We start from the raw sequence: 16,207 nt of genomic DNA on the forward strand, positions 1-16,207 counted from the left end.
TGGTGGCTCATCATCTCAAGCCACCATAGTTATGAAAGAGAATAATTAAACAGTAAATGGATACTTGATAGCTTCATGACACTGATACCCATCAAGTGTGAAGTCATCTGTTGTTACCCATGTTTCAATATCTTCTAACGTTTTAATTTTTGGGTTAATTGTTAATGAAGGAGAAGGAAATGGTTCACGCTTTAATTGCATATCTCTCATCAACGGTAACTGATTTTCATAAATATGTGCATTTACAATTTTATGATAGGCCTTACCTGCTTTATGACCCGTAATCCGTGCCATTAATGCAAGTAAAACAAAGCATTGTACTTGATTGAAATTCAAGCCGAGCGGGACATCACAGCTACGCTGATATGATGTTAGATGCAGCGTATCGCCTAACAGCGAAAATGTATGAGTGTGCATACAAGGACGTAGGCACCCCATTTCAAATTCACCTGGGTTATAGAAAGTGATAATTTCCGCACGGTCATCAATGCCATTTTTTAAGTTATTAACCACTTTTTGAAGTTGATCAAGATGGGTGCCATCTGGGCGTTGCCATGAGCGACCTTGAACACCATAAACACGGCCCATATCATCCTCCCCCTTTCGATGAGGATTATTCAGCCAAGCTTGGTTTTCATTCGCATTTGCATTCCATGTGTTGCAACCAATTTCACGAAATTGTGCTGCGTTATCATAACCACGCAAATAACCCAGTAGCTCAGCAATCGCCGCTTTATAAAAGCTTTTACGAGTCGTAATCAAAGGGAACTGATTATTACCAACATCATATTCAAGATCGGCATTAATTACAGTTAAACAACGAACGCCCGTGCGTTTGTTTTCAACCCATTGCCCTTCATCAATAATACGTTGGCATAACTCTAAATACGGCTTCATAGTGGCTCTCTTATTCGAAATAACTTAACTGGCAAGCTTAGAACTAAATACCTTATTTTCAATTAAATTATTGTATTTAAAATACTAAGCTAGCCTCAACAACAAGGTGATTTAACTACCTTTAGGCTCTTTTTCTGGTTTATGCGCAGGGACATTTTGACCATATTTATATGCCCATACAATCATTAAAATTCCAATAATTATCATTGGGATAGATAAAATTTGCCCCATACTAATACCGCCAAATAACCCAAGCTGGGCATCTGGTTGCCTGAAGAATTCAACAATAATCCTAAACGCACCATAACCAATTAAAAATAACCCTGAAACGCTCCCCATTGGCCTTGGTTTACGAACAAATAAATTCAGGATAAGGAATAAGACAATACCCTCTAAGAACATTTCATACAGCTGTGAAGGGTGCCTTGGTAATACACCATATTGCTCTAAAATCGGTAATAAAGAAGGGTCCTGCGCAGCCAATTGAATATCTTCGCTGCGTGAATGCGGGAATAGGAAAGCCCAAGGCGTATCAAGGGTTACACGTCCCCATAATTCACCATTAATAAAATTACCGATACGCCCCATTCCTAAACCAAACGGGATTAACGGAGCAACAAAGTCAGAAACTTGAAGAAAACGGCGACGAGTACGATGTGCAAACCACATCATGGCACAAATCACCCCAATTAAGCCGCCATGAAAGGACATCCCGCCATCCCAAACCTTAAAGAGATAAAGCGGATCATCAAGGAAAACAGGGAGGTTATAGAAAAATACGTAGCCAAGACGACCACCAACAAATACGCCCACAAAACCAATATATAGTAGGTTTTCAACTTCGTTTTTAGTCCAGCCGCTATTTGGTTTTGCAGCACGGCGCCCTGCTAACCATAATGCGAAAACAAAACCAACAAGGTACATAAAACCATACCAGTGCAACGATACTGGCCCAATTGAGAACATAACAGGATCAATTTCCGGAAATGCTAAGTAGCTGTTACTCATCGTTCCCCACTTTTAATGATTAAGCCAATAGTTGGCTGGCTATAAAATATCCAATACACGTCAACGCATTTGAATGCGCGCAAAAGCATACAACAAAAGGTATGGTAACTTATACTCGAATATAATAATTTAACCGCAAACACGCAAAAATAAGGAAGCTAAATTCCACCACGAACAAACCCACCTAAGCGATGAATTTCCATAAAGTGGCTCGCTTCTTTTCGAACATTTTCACATGTTTCTGCCATTAATAATTTATCTACCAAATCAGTCATTAGCTCAGGATCAAGTTGACGAATAAGGTACTTCATCCTCGGAACACTTCGCCCACTCATACTTAAAGAGCGGTAACCAAGGGCAATTAATATCATAGCACTGAGTGGCTGGCCTGCCATCTCACCACACACACTGACAGGAAGCGCCAAACGCTGACACTCTTCACTGACCTTCGCCAGAAAGCGAATAACAGCAGGATGAAGATTATCATATAGCGCAGCAACATGTGTATTATTGCGGTCAACAGCAAGTAAATATTGTGTAAAGTCATTGGTACCAATAGAAATAAAATCTACGCGTTTTTTTATCTCTGGCAACAAAAATAACAACGAAGGTACTTCAAGCATTACACCAATTTGTGGCATTTTTACTGGCTGTCCAAGCAATTGGCTGACCTCTCCTTTCGCTCTTTTTATTAATGAAATAGCTTCATCTATTTCATTAATACTGGTCACCATAGGCAACAGAATGCGTAAATTTCCAGATAATGCATTAGCCCGTAGCATCGCCCTTAATTGAATTAAAAAAATCTCAGGCTGATCAAGCATTATGCGGATCCCTCGCCAACCTAGACTTGGATTTTCTTCACTAATAGGCATATAAGGAAGCTGCTTATCTGCCCCAATATCAAGGGTACGTAGCACGACAGGCTTTGTTGGAAATAACTGTAAAACTTCTTTATATAGCTGTTTTTGTTCATCTTCTGAAGGAAAACCATTGTGCAGCATAAACGGTAATTCTGTACGGTATAGCCCAACACCATCAACCCCTGTATTAATTTGCTGCTCATAGCGCGGACTTAACCCTGCGTTTAGGTGGATCTGTATTTGTTCACCACCTATTAAGGTTGCATCTTGCTCTAAAGTTCCCTCAGCCAAACGACTAATCACATTCTCTTCTTCAATAATCTGCTGATATTCCTGAATAATTAGGTTTTCGGGCTCAATGAAAACCTCACCACGGTAACCATCTAAAATCAAATGGCGATTATGTAGTAGAGACGGTTCAATATCCGCTCCCATTATGGCGGGAATACCCATTGCTCGGATTAAAATTGCTGAATGCGAGTGCGTTGCGCCATCACGGACAATAACACCCGCGAGCTGCTCCATCGGCAACTCAGCAAGCACACTGGCACTGAGTTCATCAGCCACTAAAATAAAGCGATCGGGCCACTGTTCATTCGCCGTTAACGAATCATCAAGATGAAATAATAAACGCTGACCTAACGCCTTGAGATCTGCGCCCCTTTCTCTTAAATAGAGATCTCGTAAACGAGAGAATTGCTCAACATAGTTTTCAATAACCGTTTTCACCGCCCATTCAGCAGCGGCTCCGCCATCAATGGCTGTAAATAGATGTTTTTTAAGCTGAGGATCACTAAGCAAATGATTATAAAGGTCAAAAATTGCTGCGCTTTCTTTTGCAGAACTCGCCATAAAGCGTTTGCTGATCCTCCGGCATTCTGCCGTTGCACTTTCTAAGGCGGCAATTAAACGTTGCTTTTCACTATCGATATCAATGGCGCTGGTTTGGCTGATGCTATCAAAAGAGGGCTGTGAATTGTCTTGCCAACCATAGGCCATTGATATTCCCTGAGAAACAGGAATAGCTTTAATTCTATTTTGTCGATACTGCCCAAAAATCCCTTTGGCTTGTGCTTGTGATAAAATCACGGCAAGCTGCATCGACAACGTCACCATGAAAGACTCTTCTGTCTCATTAAACAGTCGTTTTTCTCTTTGCTGAACGACAAGCACGCCTAATAATTGACGTCGATAAACAATAGGGACACCCAGAAAGGCTTTAAGCTGCTCTTCTTTTAATTGAGGAAGGTATTTATATTGAGGGTGTTCACGAGCATCAGCGAGGTTTAGCATTTCAGATTGACGCCCAACAGCGCCAACAACACCTTCATCAAAGCCAAGGCGAATAGCAATCCCGCTAGGTTTTTTTAACCCGCGGGTTGCCATTAAGTAATAGCATTGGCGAGGGTGATCAGCCAAGTAAATCGAACACACATCGGTTCGCATTGCTTTGCAGGTTTCATCCACCAACACTTCTAGCGCATCAGTCAAACTTGTCGCCATCGCAACTTTTTCGACAATTTCACGTAAACGCATCAACATAGGCTTACTTTGCTCCGCGCCTACGGTTATTAAAAGCGGGTCGTTGTGGTAATTTTTGTTCCTGTAAAGGCATAACAACTGGAGCGAATTCTTTCATTACACGGCGATAGACTTCCCGTTTAAAAGAAACCACCTGCCTGACAGGATACCAATAACTGACCCATCGCCAGCCATCAAATTCTGGCGATTTACTGCGCTGCACGTTTATATCGGCATCATTACATTGCAGTTGGAGTAAAAACCAACGCTGTTTCTGCCCAATACAAACTGGTTTTGTATCCCAACGCACCAAACGCTTGGGTAATTTGTAACGTAACCAATTACGGGTAGATGCCAGTAACCTGACATCCTTACGCTGTAGCCCAACTTCTTCGTATAACTCACGATACATCGCTTGCTCAGGTGATTCCCCTGGGTTGATGCCCCCTTGAGGAAACTGCCATGAGTGCTGACCATAGCGGCGAGCCCATAGAACCTGCCCTTGCCGATTACAAATTACAATTCCTACATTCGGGCGGTAGCCATCATCATCAATCACTCGACTACCCCAATAACCAAATTTGAAAGATACCTAATTGTTTCACACATACCCTAACTGGTAAACCTATATCAATACAGTTTGCAGATATGTCCGAAGTCTCTACAATAGTGAGTGCCTCAACGGGGTGCCAAAATTATTTTGGCTGAGAAATAACCCGTAGAACCTGATCCGGTTAATACCGGCGTAGGGATTTGAGCCACCGCCTGCAAACCTGCATCGGTTCACTCTCAAATCCTGTGTCACTCTCTTTTTAGCGCAGGAAAAAGCATGTTTAAAAACAAAATTATAGCATCGATTTTTACCCTCAGTGCACTCAGTTTGAGTCAATTCGCATGGGCAGAGAAACCAACCCTAACTGTCTATACCTATGACTCCTTTGCTGCAGAGTGGGGACCAGGCCCGCAAATTAAAAAGAATTTTGAAGCTCAGTGTGACTGTGAATTAAAAGTTGTTGCGTTAGGTGATGGTGTTGCCCTGTTAAACCGTTTGAGAATGGAAGGCAAGAAAAGTAAAGCTGATGTTATTTTAGGCCTAGATAACAACCTATTAGATTCAGCTGAGAAAACAGGCCTTTTTGCCCCTGCTGAAATTGACACAACCGCACTAAAATTACCCATTGCATGGGATAGCTCTGTTTTCATTCCTTATGACTATGGATATTTTGCATTCATTTATGACAAAAATAAAATCCAGCAACCTCCCGCAAGCATGGATGCGCTATTAAACAGCAAAAATAACTGGAAAATCATCTACCAAGACCCACGCACCAGTACACCAGGACTTGGGCTGATGTTATGGATTGAAAAACTGTATGGTGATAAATCCGCTGATGCATGGAAAAAAATGGCAGGAAAAACCCTAACAGTCACCAAAGGTTGGAGCGAAGCATACGGTTTATTCTTAAAAGGTGAAGGGGATTTTGTTCTGAGTTATACCTCATCGCCAGGCTACCAGATGCTAAATGATAAAAAAGATAATTATGCCGCGGCATTATTTAATGAAGGTCATTACATGCAAGTGGAAGTTGCTGCAAGGTTAAAAAACAGCCCACAGCCTGAACTTGCTAAGCAATTCTTGCAATTTGTTTTAACACCTGATTTCCAAAATACCTTACCGACCACTAACTGGATGTACCCTGTCATTGATATCCCTCTCCCAGACGTTTACAACCAACTTCCTCTACCAGAAAAAGCCTTACAATTTAGTTCACAAGAAGTGGCTAAAGAACGTCAAAATTGGACACGTTTATGGCAAACCGCCGTCAGTCGTTAATTAATCTGTCTTTATTGCCAGGAGTTCTCGCTTCTGGTTTATTAATTGCGATAGCGCTCCTCAGCTTTGGGGCGCTCTGGTTTTTTGCGCCTGAAATAGCCATTGATGACATCATCAGCGATAGTTATCTATGGCATGTCATTGGCTTTACCTTTTGGCAGGCATTTTTATCAGCTGTTTTTTCTGTGCTTCCCGCCATTTTCCTTGCGAGAGCGCTTTACCGCCGCCGTTTTTGGGGGCGGTCATTATTTATACGCCTCTGTGCGATGACACTTGTCCTCCCCGTTTTAGTCGCTGTTTTTGGTATTTTATCGGTATATGGACAAACAGGTTGGCTGGCAAAAGTTTGCCACTGGCTAGGCGTGGAATATCACTTTTCCCCGTACGGCTTAAAGGGGATTTTACTTGCGCATATTTTCTTTAATATGCCGCTCGCCACAAGGATGTTGCTGCAATCTTTAGAAAACATCGCCATTGAACAACGGCAATTGACCGCACAATTAGGTTTTAATGAGTGGCAGCAGTTTAAGATCTTAGAATGGCCTTATTTACGTAGGCAAATTCTACCAACTGCCGCACTGATCTTTATGTTGTGCTTTGCCAGTTTTGCCACCGTACTCGCTTTAGGTGGTGGCCCTGCGGCAACAACGATTGAGCTCGCAATCTATCAAGCGCTTAATTATGATTTTGACCTTGGTAGAGCCACAATTTTGGCGCTCATCCAATTGTTTTTCTGTATTGGATTGATGTTTATCTGCCAAAAAATCAATAACTTATTTTCTGTTGGTTTTAGCCAACAAACGCGGTGGGTAGACCCCGCAGATACCCTTTTTCGCCGTATTCGTGACTGTTTATTAATTGTGACGGCGATGCTATTGCTACTTCCCCCGCTGCTTGCAGTGTTTTTTGATGGTTTAAACGGGCAGTTATTCTCTGTTTTACAGCAACCTGCATTATGGCAAGCCACAGGAACATCCCTTTTTATTGCACTATGCGCAGGTGTAGTCTGTGTGATTCTCACTTTGATGTTGCTTTGGAGTAGCCGTGAGCTGCGTTTACGCCACGCAATGCGACTTGGACAAGCGATTGAATTAAGTGGTTTAATTATTTTAGCCATGCCTGGGATTGTACTTGCAACGGGATTTTTTATCTTTTTCAATGAAACCATTGGACTACCCGAGTCACCCTATCCCTTAGTGATCATGACCAATGCCTTGTTGGCTATCCCGTATGCCTTAAAAGTCCTAGAAAACCCAATGAGAGACACCGCGGAGCGATATAATCCTTTATGCCAATCCTTGGCAATAACAGGGTTTAACCGTTTTAAAATTATCGAACTCAAAGCGTTACGCAAACCTATTGCCCAAGCACTCGCATTCGCCTGTGTGATTTCGGTGGGGGATTTTGGCATCGTCGCCCTGTTTGGCAATGAAAATTTCCGCACACTTCCCTATTATTTGTACCAACAAATTGGGGCGTATCGCACCAACGATGGTGCAGTAACAGCGATGCTACTGTTATTACTGTGTTTTTGTTTATTTAGCCTGCTCGAACGTATTTCAGGAAAACACCATGATTAAACTGACAAATTTAGACTACCAATATGATAACTTAACGATGTCATTTGATTTTTCAGTAACATCAGGGGAATGTGTCGCGATTATGGGGCCAAGTGGGGCGGGAAAAAGTACGTTACTAAGCTTAATCAGCGGTTTTCAGTTTCCCAAAACAGGCACGATAGAACTTAATGGGCAAGATCATACCTTTACCCCGCCAGCACAACGCCCTGTTTCCATGCTATTTCAAGAAAACAATTTATTCGCACACTTAACGATACGGCAAAATATCGGCCTCGGTTTGCAGCCAAGCCTGTGTTTAAGCACAAAGCAAATGCAGGTCGTCGAGCAAATTGCAGCCCATGTCAGCCTAACTGAGTACTTAGACCGCTTGCCCGCACAGCTTTCAGGAGGACAGCGCCAACGTGCTGCACTGGCTCGCTGCTTGGTTCGCAATCAACCGATCTTATTACTTGATGAACCTTTTTCAGCCCTCGACCCTGCGCTTCGCCATGAAATGCTTACGTTGTTAAAAACAGTCTGTATGGAAAAATCCATCACACTATTAATGGTATCTCATAATGTGGACGATGCCCTGCAAATCGCACCAAGAACCTTAGTGGTAGCTGCGGGTGAAATTGCCTATGACGGCGATACACAGGTTTTATTGCAAGGGCAAAGCGCAGCCTCTGCGCTTCTTCGTGTCACCAATACCAATTAATACTGTATAAATTCACACCATTGTCGTATATTATTGGGGATACTAGCAAACCGAGTTGCCCAATGCCCCAACCAATGACCCCTGCACAACAAGGCTTTATCTTGAGCCGGCACTGGAAAGACACCCGCCACGGCGTCGAGGTCACGTATTGGCTTCTTACAGACACACACCCACAAAAAGTGACCATTCCTAATCAAAAAGCAATTGGCTTTTTATCCGCCTCAAAACTGCCGATTGTTCAGCATCTTTTAGATGAGCAACTAAATGTCAGCTACCGATTACTCGAACTCTCTGACTTTAAAAGGGAAAAAGTCTACGCCATCTATTGTCATCAATATCGCCAATTACAAAATATCGAAAAAAGCTGTAAAGAATTAGGTGTTGAGCTATTTGAAACGGATATTCGCCCTTGTGAACGCTATTTAATGGAGCGTTTCATTACAGCGCCTGTGTGGTTTTCCCGTAATTCCCGTGGTGAATACCAGCTCAAACCTTGTGAAGGTTATCGCCCGAACATTAAAGCTGTTTCTCTTGATATCGAAACCAGTCAACATGGCGAGCTGTATTCCATCGGGCTATCTGGCTGTGATGATAATGTGGTGTTTATGCTAGGCCCTGAGCAAGGCCCCGCATTAAATTCAGATCACCGCCTTGTGTATGTAAATAGCCGACCTCAATTGCTTGATAAACTCAATGAGTGGCTACAACAATATGACCCTGATGCCATAATCGGTTGGAATTTAATCCAGTTCGACTTACAGGTTTTGCAAAAACACGCAGAACGCTACGGCATTCCGTTGTTATTTGGCCGGCAAGGAACAAAACTTGAGTGGCGGGAACATGGCTTCAAACAAGGTGTTTTCTTCGCCTCAGCTCAAGGGCGGCTAATTATCGACGGCATCGATGCACTTAAAAATGCGACATGGCATTTTGCTTCATTTAGTTTGGAATTCGTCGCACAAGAACTTTTAGGGGAAGGTAAAGCGATTGATACCCCCTACGATCGGATGGACGAAATCAACCGTCGCTTTGCTCACGATAAACCCTCTTTAGCGCACTACAACATTCAAGACTGTATTCTAGTCCACCGCATTTTCGAAAAAACAGACCTAATGGCTTTCTTACAAGAGCGTTCATCCGTTACAGGTTTAGTGCCAGATAAAATGGGGGGTTCTGTTGCTGCATTCTCCCATCTTTATATTCCACGCTTACATCGCCTTGGCTTCGTTGCGCCAAATTTGACTGAGCACAAAATGCAGTTAAATCCAGGGGGATTTGTAATGGACTCACAACCAGGGTTGTATGACTCCGTGTTAGTGCTAGACTACAAAAGCCTATACCCCTCAATTATTCGCACCTTTTTAATTGACCCTGCGGGCATGATTGAAGGGCTTGCTCACCCTGACCCACAACATTCTGTTCAAGGTTTTCGCCAAGCATGGTTTTCGCGTACAACCCATTGTTTACCTGATATTGTTAGCCATATTTGGCAAGAGCGCGATAAAGCCAAGAAAGAACATAACGCACCACTTTCTCAAGCCCTAAAAATCATTATGAATGCCTTTGCAGGAGTGCTTGGCGCAGAAGGTTGTCGTTTTTTTGACCCGCGATTAACCGCTTCGATTACGATGCGCGGCCATGAAATCATGCGTACAACTAAGCGATTGATTGAATCCCAAGGTTACCAAGTCATTTATGGGGACACGGACTCCACATTCGTCTGGCTACGCGATCAACACAGCGAGGAACAAGCGCAAAAAATTGGCTATGCACTGCGTGATTACGTTAACACTTGGTGGAAACAACACTTAAAAGATGAATGGCAGCTCGAAGGCGTTCTTGAACTTGAGTACGAAACGCATTACCGCCGTTTTCTCATGCCAACCGTGCGTGGTGCGGAAATGGGCAGTAAAAAACGTTATGCGGGTTTAAGCCAAGATAAAATGATATTCAAAGGGCTAGAAACGATCCGTTCAGATTGGACTCCGCTAGCACAAATTTTTCAAAAAGAGCTCTACACCCGAATTTTTCATCGGCAAGCGTATCGTGAATATATTCGTGAATATATCCAAAATATTCGTGAGGGTAAATTTGACGACCGCTTAATCTATCGTAAGCGCTTGCGTCGAAAACTCACTGATTATCAACGTAATGTTCCACCTCATGTCCGCGCTGCACGTGCCGCAGATGACTATAATGTAAAATTGCAACGCCCATTACAGTACCAAAATGGGGGCTGGATAAGCTATATCATCACACAGGCTGGGCCTGAACCCCTCGAAATCGTGACAGCAAGGCCAGATTATGAACACTATATTTCCAAGCAAATCAAGCCAATAGCCGATGCAATTTTACCTTTTCTACAGGATGACTTTGATACCCTATTAACAGGCCAAATCACCCTGTTGTTTTAAAATTTATTATTCCACTGATGCTTTTTTAACAGGTGACGATAAGCCTCGGTTGAATTAATATAACGCCCCTTTGATATCCGCACAGCTAGACTGCACAAATAATGCGCGATAATCAGCAATACTCGTTATAATTCAATCAGCATTTCTTACCTTATCTTTAACGCGATTTTCGCTAAGAAGAACAAGCAATGATGGGAGCCACTGCAATTTGAATTTATTAATGTGTATAATTAATCATCAGGTAATGACTGTTTTTACAAAAATCGAATTCTTCCTTGTGCAACAGATAATGAGTTGCACCAACACTGGGCGAAGACTCTGATAAAAATTGTCTTAAAAAATCTAAGAATAACTCACAAATTTATGGAATTAAGTTAAATCTATGCCATTTACTCTTGGTCAACGCTGGATCAGCGATACAGAAAGCGAACTTGGATTAGGCGCCGTTGTGGCTATTGATACCCGCATGGTAACGTTACTTTTCCCTGCAAGTGGTGAAAACCGCCTATACTCACGCAGTGATGCGCCCATTACCCGGGTGATGTTTAATGAAGGTGATACCATCACCAGCCACGATGGCTGGCAACTTCAAGTTGAAAGCATTGAAGAAGATAAAGGATTATTAACTTACATTGGTACGCGTTTAGACACGCAAGAAACTGATGTAAGCCTCAGAGAAGTGTTTCTCGATAGTAAATTGACCTTTAATAAACCACAAGACCGTTTATTTGCAGGACAGATTGACCGAATGGATCGCTTTGCACTGCGCTTTCGCGCGCGTAAATTTCAAAGCGAACAGGTTAAACATCAAGCCACAGGCCTACGTGGCATACGCGCCAGTTTAATTCCACACCAATTACACATTGCCAACGAAGTTGGCAAACGCCATCACCCACGTGTTTTACTCGCAGATGAAGTCGGTTTAGGAAAAACTATTGAAGCTGGGATGATCATCCACCAGCAACTCATTGCAGGCCGTGCTGAGCGCGTCCTTATCATTGTTCCAGATAGCTTACAGCACCAATGGCTAGTGGAAATGCTCCGCCGTTTTAACCTGCGTTTCTCGCTGTTTGATGATAGCCGTTATAGCGAAGCACAACACGATAGCGATAACCCATTTGAAACCGAGCAATTAGTCCTGTGTTCACTGGATTTTGTCCGTCGCAATAAGCAGCGTTTCGACCAACTAGTTGAAGCGGGCTGGGATATGATGGTTGTCGATGAAGCCCACCATTTACAATGGAGTGAAGCAGCGCCAAGTCGTGAATACCAAGTCATTGAAACATTAGCAGAAAATATTTCATCAGTCCTTCTGTTAACCGCAACACCTGAACAACTTGGCCAAGAAAGTCACTTTGCTCGTTTGCGCCTTCTCGACCCAAGTCGTTTCCATGAATATGCGGAATTTGTTGCAGAGCAGGAGAACTACCGCCCTGTTGCTGATGCCGTTTCATTATTGTTATCTGGCGATAAACTGACTAATGATCAACAAAACTTACTCAATGATTTGATCAAAGAGCAAGATATTGAGCCATTACTGAAAGCCGCTAATCTTGAAACGGAAGATGGCACTGCAGCACGCCAAGAACTGATTAACATGTTAATGGACAGGCATGGCACGAGCCGTCTGTTATTCAGAAATACCCGTAATGGTGTTAAAGGCTTCCCTCGTCGTGAGCTACATTCGTTAAAAATGCCACTACCGACCCAATACCAGACTGCAATTAAAGTCGCAGGTATTATGGGCACCAAAAAAGACACGGAAACCCGCGCGAAAGAGATGCTATACCCTGAGCAAATTTACCAAGAGTTTGAAGGGGAAAATGCGACATGGTGGAACTTCGATCCACGCGTTGAATGGTTGATGGGCTTTTTAACCGCGAATCGCAATGAGAAAGTCCTGGTTATCTGCGCAAAAGCGGCAACTGCACTGCAATTAGAACAAGTATTACGTGAACGTGAAGCAATTCGTGCCGCCGTCTTCCATGAAGGGCTATCACTGTTGGAGCGCGACCGTGCTGCAGCCTACTTTGCTTCCCAAGAAGAAGGGGCGCAGGTATTACTGTGCTCTGAAATTGGTTCAGAAGGCCGTAACTTCCAGTTTGCTAACCAATTAGTGATGTTCGATCTACCATTTAACCCTGATTTGCTAGAGCAGCGTATTGGTCGTTTAGACCGTATTGGTCAAAGTCGAGACATCAGCATTCATGTGCCTTTCTTAGAAAATACCGCACAAGCAGTGCTAATCCGCTGGTACCACGAAGGCTTAGATGCTTTTGAGCACACCTGCCCGACAGGTCGCGCCATTTACGATAAATACTACCAACCACTGCTGCAATTTATGGCTGAACCAACTGTCACCGAAGGGTTTGATGAGTTCATCAAAACATGCCGCGATGAACACGACAGCTTAAAACTGCAATTAGAACAAGGCCGTGACCGCTTGCTGGAGATGCATTCAAACGGCGGAGACGCAGGCAACCAGCTAGCAGAAGAGATTGGTGAAGGTGATAACGACACTGAGCTGGTTAACTTCGCACTAAACTTGTTTGATATTGTTGGTATTAATCAGGAAGATAAGAGCGATAACTTAATCATCTTAACACCATCCGACCATATGCTAGTCCCTGATTTCCCAGGTCTTCCACAAGATGGTTGCACCATCACATTTGATAGGGAACAAGCCCTTTCCCGTGAAGATACACAATTTATCAGCTGGGAACACCCAATCATCCGTAATGGATTAGATTTAGTGTTATCGAGTGATACTGGCAGCTGCGCAGTTTCTTTACTGAAAAATAAAGCATTACCTGTCGGTACGTTATTGACTGAATTAATTTACGTGGTCGAAGCACAAGCGCCAAAAAACCTACAAATCAGTCGTTTCTTACCCGCCACACCAGTACGTTTGTTAATTGATTTAAAAGGCAATAACTTATCTTCTCAAGTGGAATTTGAAAGTTTTAACCGCCAATTAAATGCCATTAACCGTCATATGGCGAGCAAACTGGTGAATGCAGTGCAAAACGAAGTGCACTCAGTCCTGCGTTTGTCTGAACCGATGGTGGAAAAAGAAGCGAAATTACTGATTGAGAGCGCAAAAGATGCCGCTGATAAAGCGTTAACCTTAGAACTTTCTCGTTTAGAAGCGCTAAAAGCGGTCAACCCAAATATCCGTGATGAAGAGCTGGATATTATTGAAGAAGAACGCCAGCAACTGATGACCAATATCGACCAAGCCACATGGCGCCTTGATGCCATCCGCTTAGTTGTCGTGACGCATCAGTAAGCTATAACAATCGAACCATAGAACACGTTATGGTTCGATTGTGAATTTAAAATCTACAACTCGAGTCAGCTAAATCATTACGTCGTGTTTTTACGTAATAACAATAGGATTACCCTAAATAATTCGAGTTGTAGGTAGGCGGCAAGCAAAGATATCTCGGGGAGCATATGCCCCGAGTAGCTGAGCGACACCAACACCCCTACAACTTGAAGTATAACGGGTAATTGAATGATACCTTACAATCCACCACTTGAACCTTGGCTGCATGTCCTATACCAAGATGACCATATTATTGCGGTGAATAAGCCAAGCGAACTACTTTCTGTACCTGGAAAAGCACCTGAGCACCACGATAGCATTATGAGCCGTATTCAACGTGATTTTCCTGCCGCTGAATCCGTACATCGCTTAGATATGGCGACCAGTGGCGTCATGGTTGTGGCATTACACAAAAAGGCTGAGCGTGAGCTAAAGCGCCAATTTAGGGAACGTGAGCCCAAGAAATTCTATATTGCTCGTGTCTGGGGACATTTAGAAAAAGAAGAAGGCTTGATTGATTTACCGCTAATTTGTGATTGGCCAAACCGCCCTAAGCAAAAAGTGTGCTTTGAAACAGGTAAGTCGGCACAAACGGAGTACCAAGTATTGGCGCGCGAAGAACAAGCTACTCGCGTGAAGCTTTCACCCATTACGGGACGTTCTCACCAACTGAGAGTCCATATGTTAGCTTTAGGCCACCCAATATTAGGCGACCGTTTCTATGCTCACGATGAAGCAAAAGCCTTAGCTCCACGCTTACAGTTACATGCTCAGGAGTTATATATCACCCATCCTGAATATGGCACGCCAATGCATTTTACCTGCCCACCGGATTTTTAACGCTAGATTTATTTGATCGTTTGATTAATTTTCCCGCCCCCTACCATACCCTAAATAGTTCGTGTTGCAGCTAGGTGGCAAGAGAGCAAATCCCTAGGAGCATACAAAAGTATGTGACTAGGGTTCGTGATACAACGAGCGCTACATGCAGAAAAATGCACATTGCCTGCTAGAGCAAATTCTCATTTTATTTGGATGAGTGAATTTTTTGTTTTCAATTATTCCCCTGATTTCCCCTAAATAGTTCGTGCTACCACACGGCGTCGATTGAGCGAATCCCTAGGAGCGTAGATAACTACGTGACTAGGGTTCGTGAATGAAGACAACAAAGTGGTAGTGCGAAATATGACGGGGAAATTTATTTGAAGCCGAGCTCCTTCTTGACTAAGTCATAAGCCGCTTGGATTGATTGCGCTTTCTGCTTCGCAATCTCCATCATTTCTGGTGGTAAACCTTTCGCCACCAGTTTATCTGGATGGTGTTCACTCATTAACTTACGGTAAGCACGTTTAATTTTTGTCGGTTCGTCGTTAGGAGATACACCAAGGACTTTACAAGCATCTTCTAAGGTTGGGCCATTAGATTGCTGATAATACCCCCCTGATTGCTGCTGGGAGTATCCTTGGCCAAATTGACGACCACTTTGAATCATATCTAAGAATTGCTCGAACTGAACTTTTGATATACCCAGCTCTTCTGCGATGATAAACAGCACTTTCCTTTCGTTTGGATGGAGGGAACCATCGGCAAAAGCAGCCTGTAATTGAATTTCCAGAAACATCTGAATGAGGTCGAAACGACCATAGCACGCCATGCGTAATTGTTTTAAAACATCACGTAATGGAAAGTTAGGCGACTTCCCTTCACGAAAGGCTTGTTGAGCGGCTTTTCTAGTTTCTCCGTGCAGCTGCATTCTATCCATCAAATTTGATGCGAGCTGAATGTCCGTCTCGGTTACACGGCCTTTGGACTTGGTTAAATGCCCTAAAATCTGGAAGGTGCTCGCAAAGAAAATAATTTGGCGATCACGTTTATTCATCGACCCGGCAAATTTACGTTGTATTGATGCTTTATCAAAGCCGTGGCCAATAATTAACCCCGCTAACGCCCCCCAAAAGCCTAATCCAGAGACGATTGCGAGTATTACGCCAATAATTTTACCCCAATAGTGCATATATCCCTCAATTCTTCAATGCTCAAAATGCAATTTTGCATTATCATACTA

11 protein-coding genes and 1 riboswitch are annotated in these 16,207 nt (G+C 43.2%); of the genes, 6 read left to right on the forward strand and 5 right to left on the reverse strand.

What is annotated here, in order from left to right; all coding sequences use genetic code 11:
• Positions 1-45: 45 nt before the first annotated feature.
• From ACE2AL_RS15895 to rppH, 4 genes are all read right to left on the reverse strand, one after another.
• Positions 46-897, reverse strand: a complete 852-nt coding sequence (locus tag ACE2AL_RS15895; RefSeq protein WP_375083672.1) for a thymidylate synthase — start codon at positions 895-897, stop codon at positions 46-48.
• Positions 898-1,008: 111 nt separating this feature from the next.
• On the reverse strand, positions 1,009-1,905 hold the full coding sequence (gene lgt / locus ACE2AL_RS15900; protein ID WP_206083718.1) for a prolipoprotein diacylglyceryl transferase: 897 nt from the start codon (positions 1,903-1,905) through the stop codon (positions 1,009-1,011).
• A 158-nt stretch (positions 1,906-2,063) separates the two neighbouring features.
• Positions 2,064-4,310, reverse strand: coding sequence for a phosphoenolpyruvate--protein phosphotransferase (gene ptsP, locus ACE2AL_RS15905; protein ID WP_272539800.1), 2,247 nt, complete (start codon positions 4,308-4,310; stop codon positions 2,064-2,066).
• Positions 4,311-4,314: 4 nt separating this feature from the next.
• Positions 4,315-4,848 (reverse strand): RNA pyrophosphohydrolase, encoded by a 534-nt coding sequence (gene rppH / locus ACE2AL_RS15910; protein WP_206083716.1) that lies wholly within the window; start codon positions 4,846-4,848, stop codon positions 4,315-4,317.
• 113 nt (positions 4,849-4,961) lie between these two features.
• A riboswitch (TPP riboswitch) is annotated at positions 4,962-5,059 on the forward strand.
• 59 nt (positions 5,060-5,118) lie between these two features.
• On the opposite strand from rppH, the gene thiB reads away from it, so the two are divergent.
• From thiB to rluA, 6 genes are all read left to right on the forward strand, one after another.
• The gene (gene thiB / locus ACE2AL_RS15915; RefSeq protein ID WP_272574345.1) at positions 5,119-6,123 is read left to right on the forward strand and encodes a thiamine ABC transporter substrate binding subunit; all 1,005 of its coding nucleotides are present in this window, start codon (positions 5,119-5,121) and stop codon (positions 6,121-6,123) included.
• A complete protein-coding gene (thiP, locus tag ACE2AL_RS15920; RefSeq protein WP_272539802.1) occupies positions 6,099-7,703 on the forward strand; it encodes a thiamine/thiamine pyrophosphate ABC transporter permease ThiP in 1,605 nt (534 codons plus the stop codon). The genes thiB and thiP overlap by 25 nt, the downstream gene beginning before the upstream one ends.
• Positions 7,696-8,400, forward strand: coding sequence for a thiamine ABC transporter ATP-binding protein ThiQ (gene thiQ / locus ACE2AL_RS15925; protein WP_272539803.1), 705 nt, complete (start codon positions 7,696-7,698; stop codon positions 8,398-8,400). The genes thiP and thiQ overlap by 8 nt, the downstream gene beginning before the upstream one ends.
• Positions 8,401-8,462: 62 nt before the next feature.
• Positions 8,463-10,814, forward strand: coding sequence for a DNA polymerase II (locus ACE2AL_RS15930; RefSeq protein WP_375083673.1), 2,352 nt, complete (start codon positions 8,463-8,465; stop codon positions 10,812-10,814).
• Between the two features lie 382 nt (positions 10,815-11,196).
• The gene (gene rapA, locus ACE2AL_RS15935) at positions 11,197-14,103 is read left to right on the forward strand and encodes an RNA polymerase-associated protein RapA (protein ID WP_272681939.1); all 2,907 of its coding nucleotides are present in this window, start codon (positions 11,197-11,199) and stop codon (positions 14,101-14,103) included.
• Positions 14,104-14,331: 228 nt separating this feature from the next.
• Positions 14,332-14,982, forward strand: a complete 651-nt coding sequence (gene rluA, locus ACE2AL_RS15940; protein WP_206083711.1) for a bifunctional tRNA pseudouridine(32) synthase/23S rRNA pseudouridine(746) synthase RluA — start codon at positions 14,332-14,334, stop codon at positions 14,980-14,982.
• A 358-nt stretch (positions 14,983-15,340) separates the two neighbouring features.
• On the opposite strand, the gene djlA is transcribed toward rluA, so the two are convergent.
• Positions 15,341-16,156: a co-chaperone DjlA gene (gene djlA / locus ACE2AL_RS15945; protein ID WP_206083710.1), complete on the reverse strand. Its 816-nt coding sequence runs from the start codon at positions 16,154-16,156 to the stop codon at positions 15,341-15,343.
• Between the last annotated feature and the right edge of the window lie 51 nt (positions 16,157-16,207).

This window comes from Providencia xihuensis (genome assembly GCF_041953405.1).
Classification (GTDB): Bacteria; Pseudomonadota; Gammaproteobacteria; order Enterobacterales; family Enterobacteriaceae; genus Providencia; species Providencia vermicola.

Bases quoted from the DNA above. Each gene is read 5' to 3' on its own strand.
- ACE2AL_RS15895 (WP_375083672.1), bottom strand. From the start codon at position 897: ATGAAGCCGTATTTAGAGTTATGCCAACGTATTATTGATGAAGGGCAA.
- lgt (WP_206083718.1), bottom strand. From the start codon at position 1,905: ATGAGTAACAGCTACTTAGCATTTCCGGAAATTGATCCTGTTATGTTC.
- ptsP (WP_272539800.1), bottom strand. From the start codon at position 4,310: ATGTTGATGCGTTTACGTGAAATTGTCGAAAAAGTTGCGATGGCGACA.
- thiB (WP_272574345.1), top strand. From the start codon at position 5,119: ATGTTTAAAAACAAAATTATAGCATCGATTTTTACCCTCAGTGCACTC.
- thiP (WP_272539802.1), top strand. From the start codon at position 6,099: ATGGCAAACCGCCGTCAGTCGTTAATTAATCTGTCTTTATTGCCAGGA.
- thiQ (WP_272539803.1), top strand. From the start codon at position 7,696: ATGATTAAACTGACAAATTTAGACTACCAATATGATAACTTAACGATG.
- ACE2AL_RS15930 (WP_375083673.1), top strand. From the start codon at position 8,463: ATGCCCCAACCAATGACCCCTGCACAACAAGGCTTTATCTTGAGCCGG.
- rapA (WP_272681939.1), top strand. From the start codon at position 11,197: ATGCCATTTACTCTTGGTCAACGCTGGATCAGCGATACAGAAAGCGAA.
- rluA (WP_206083711.1), top strand. From the start codon at position 14,332: ATGATACCTTACAATCCACCACTTGAACCTTGGCTGCATGTCCTATAC.
- djlA (WP_206083710.1), bottom strand. From the start codon at position 16,156: ATGCACTATTGGGGTAAAATTATTGGCGTAATACTCGCAATCGTCTCT.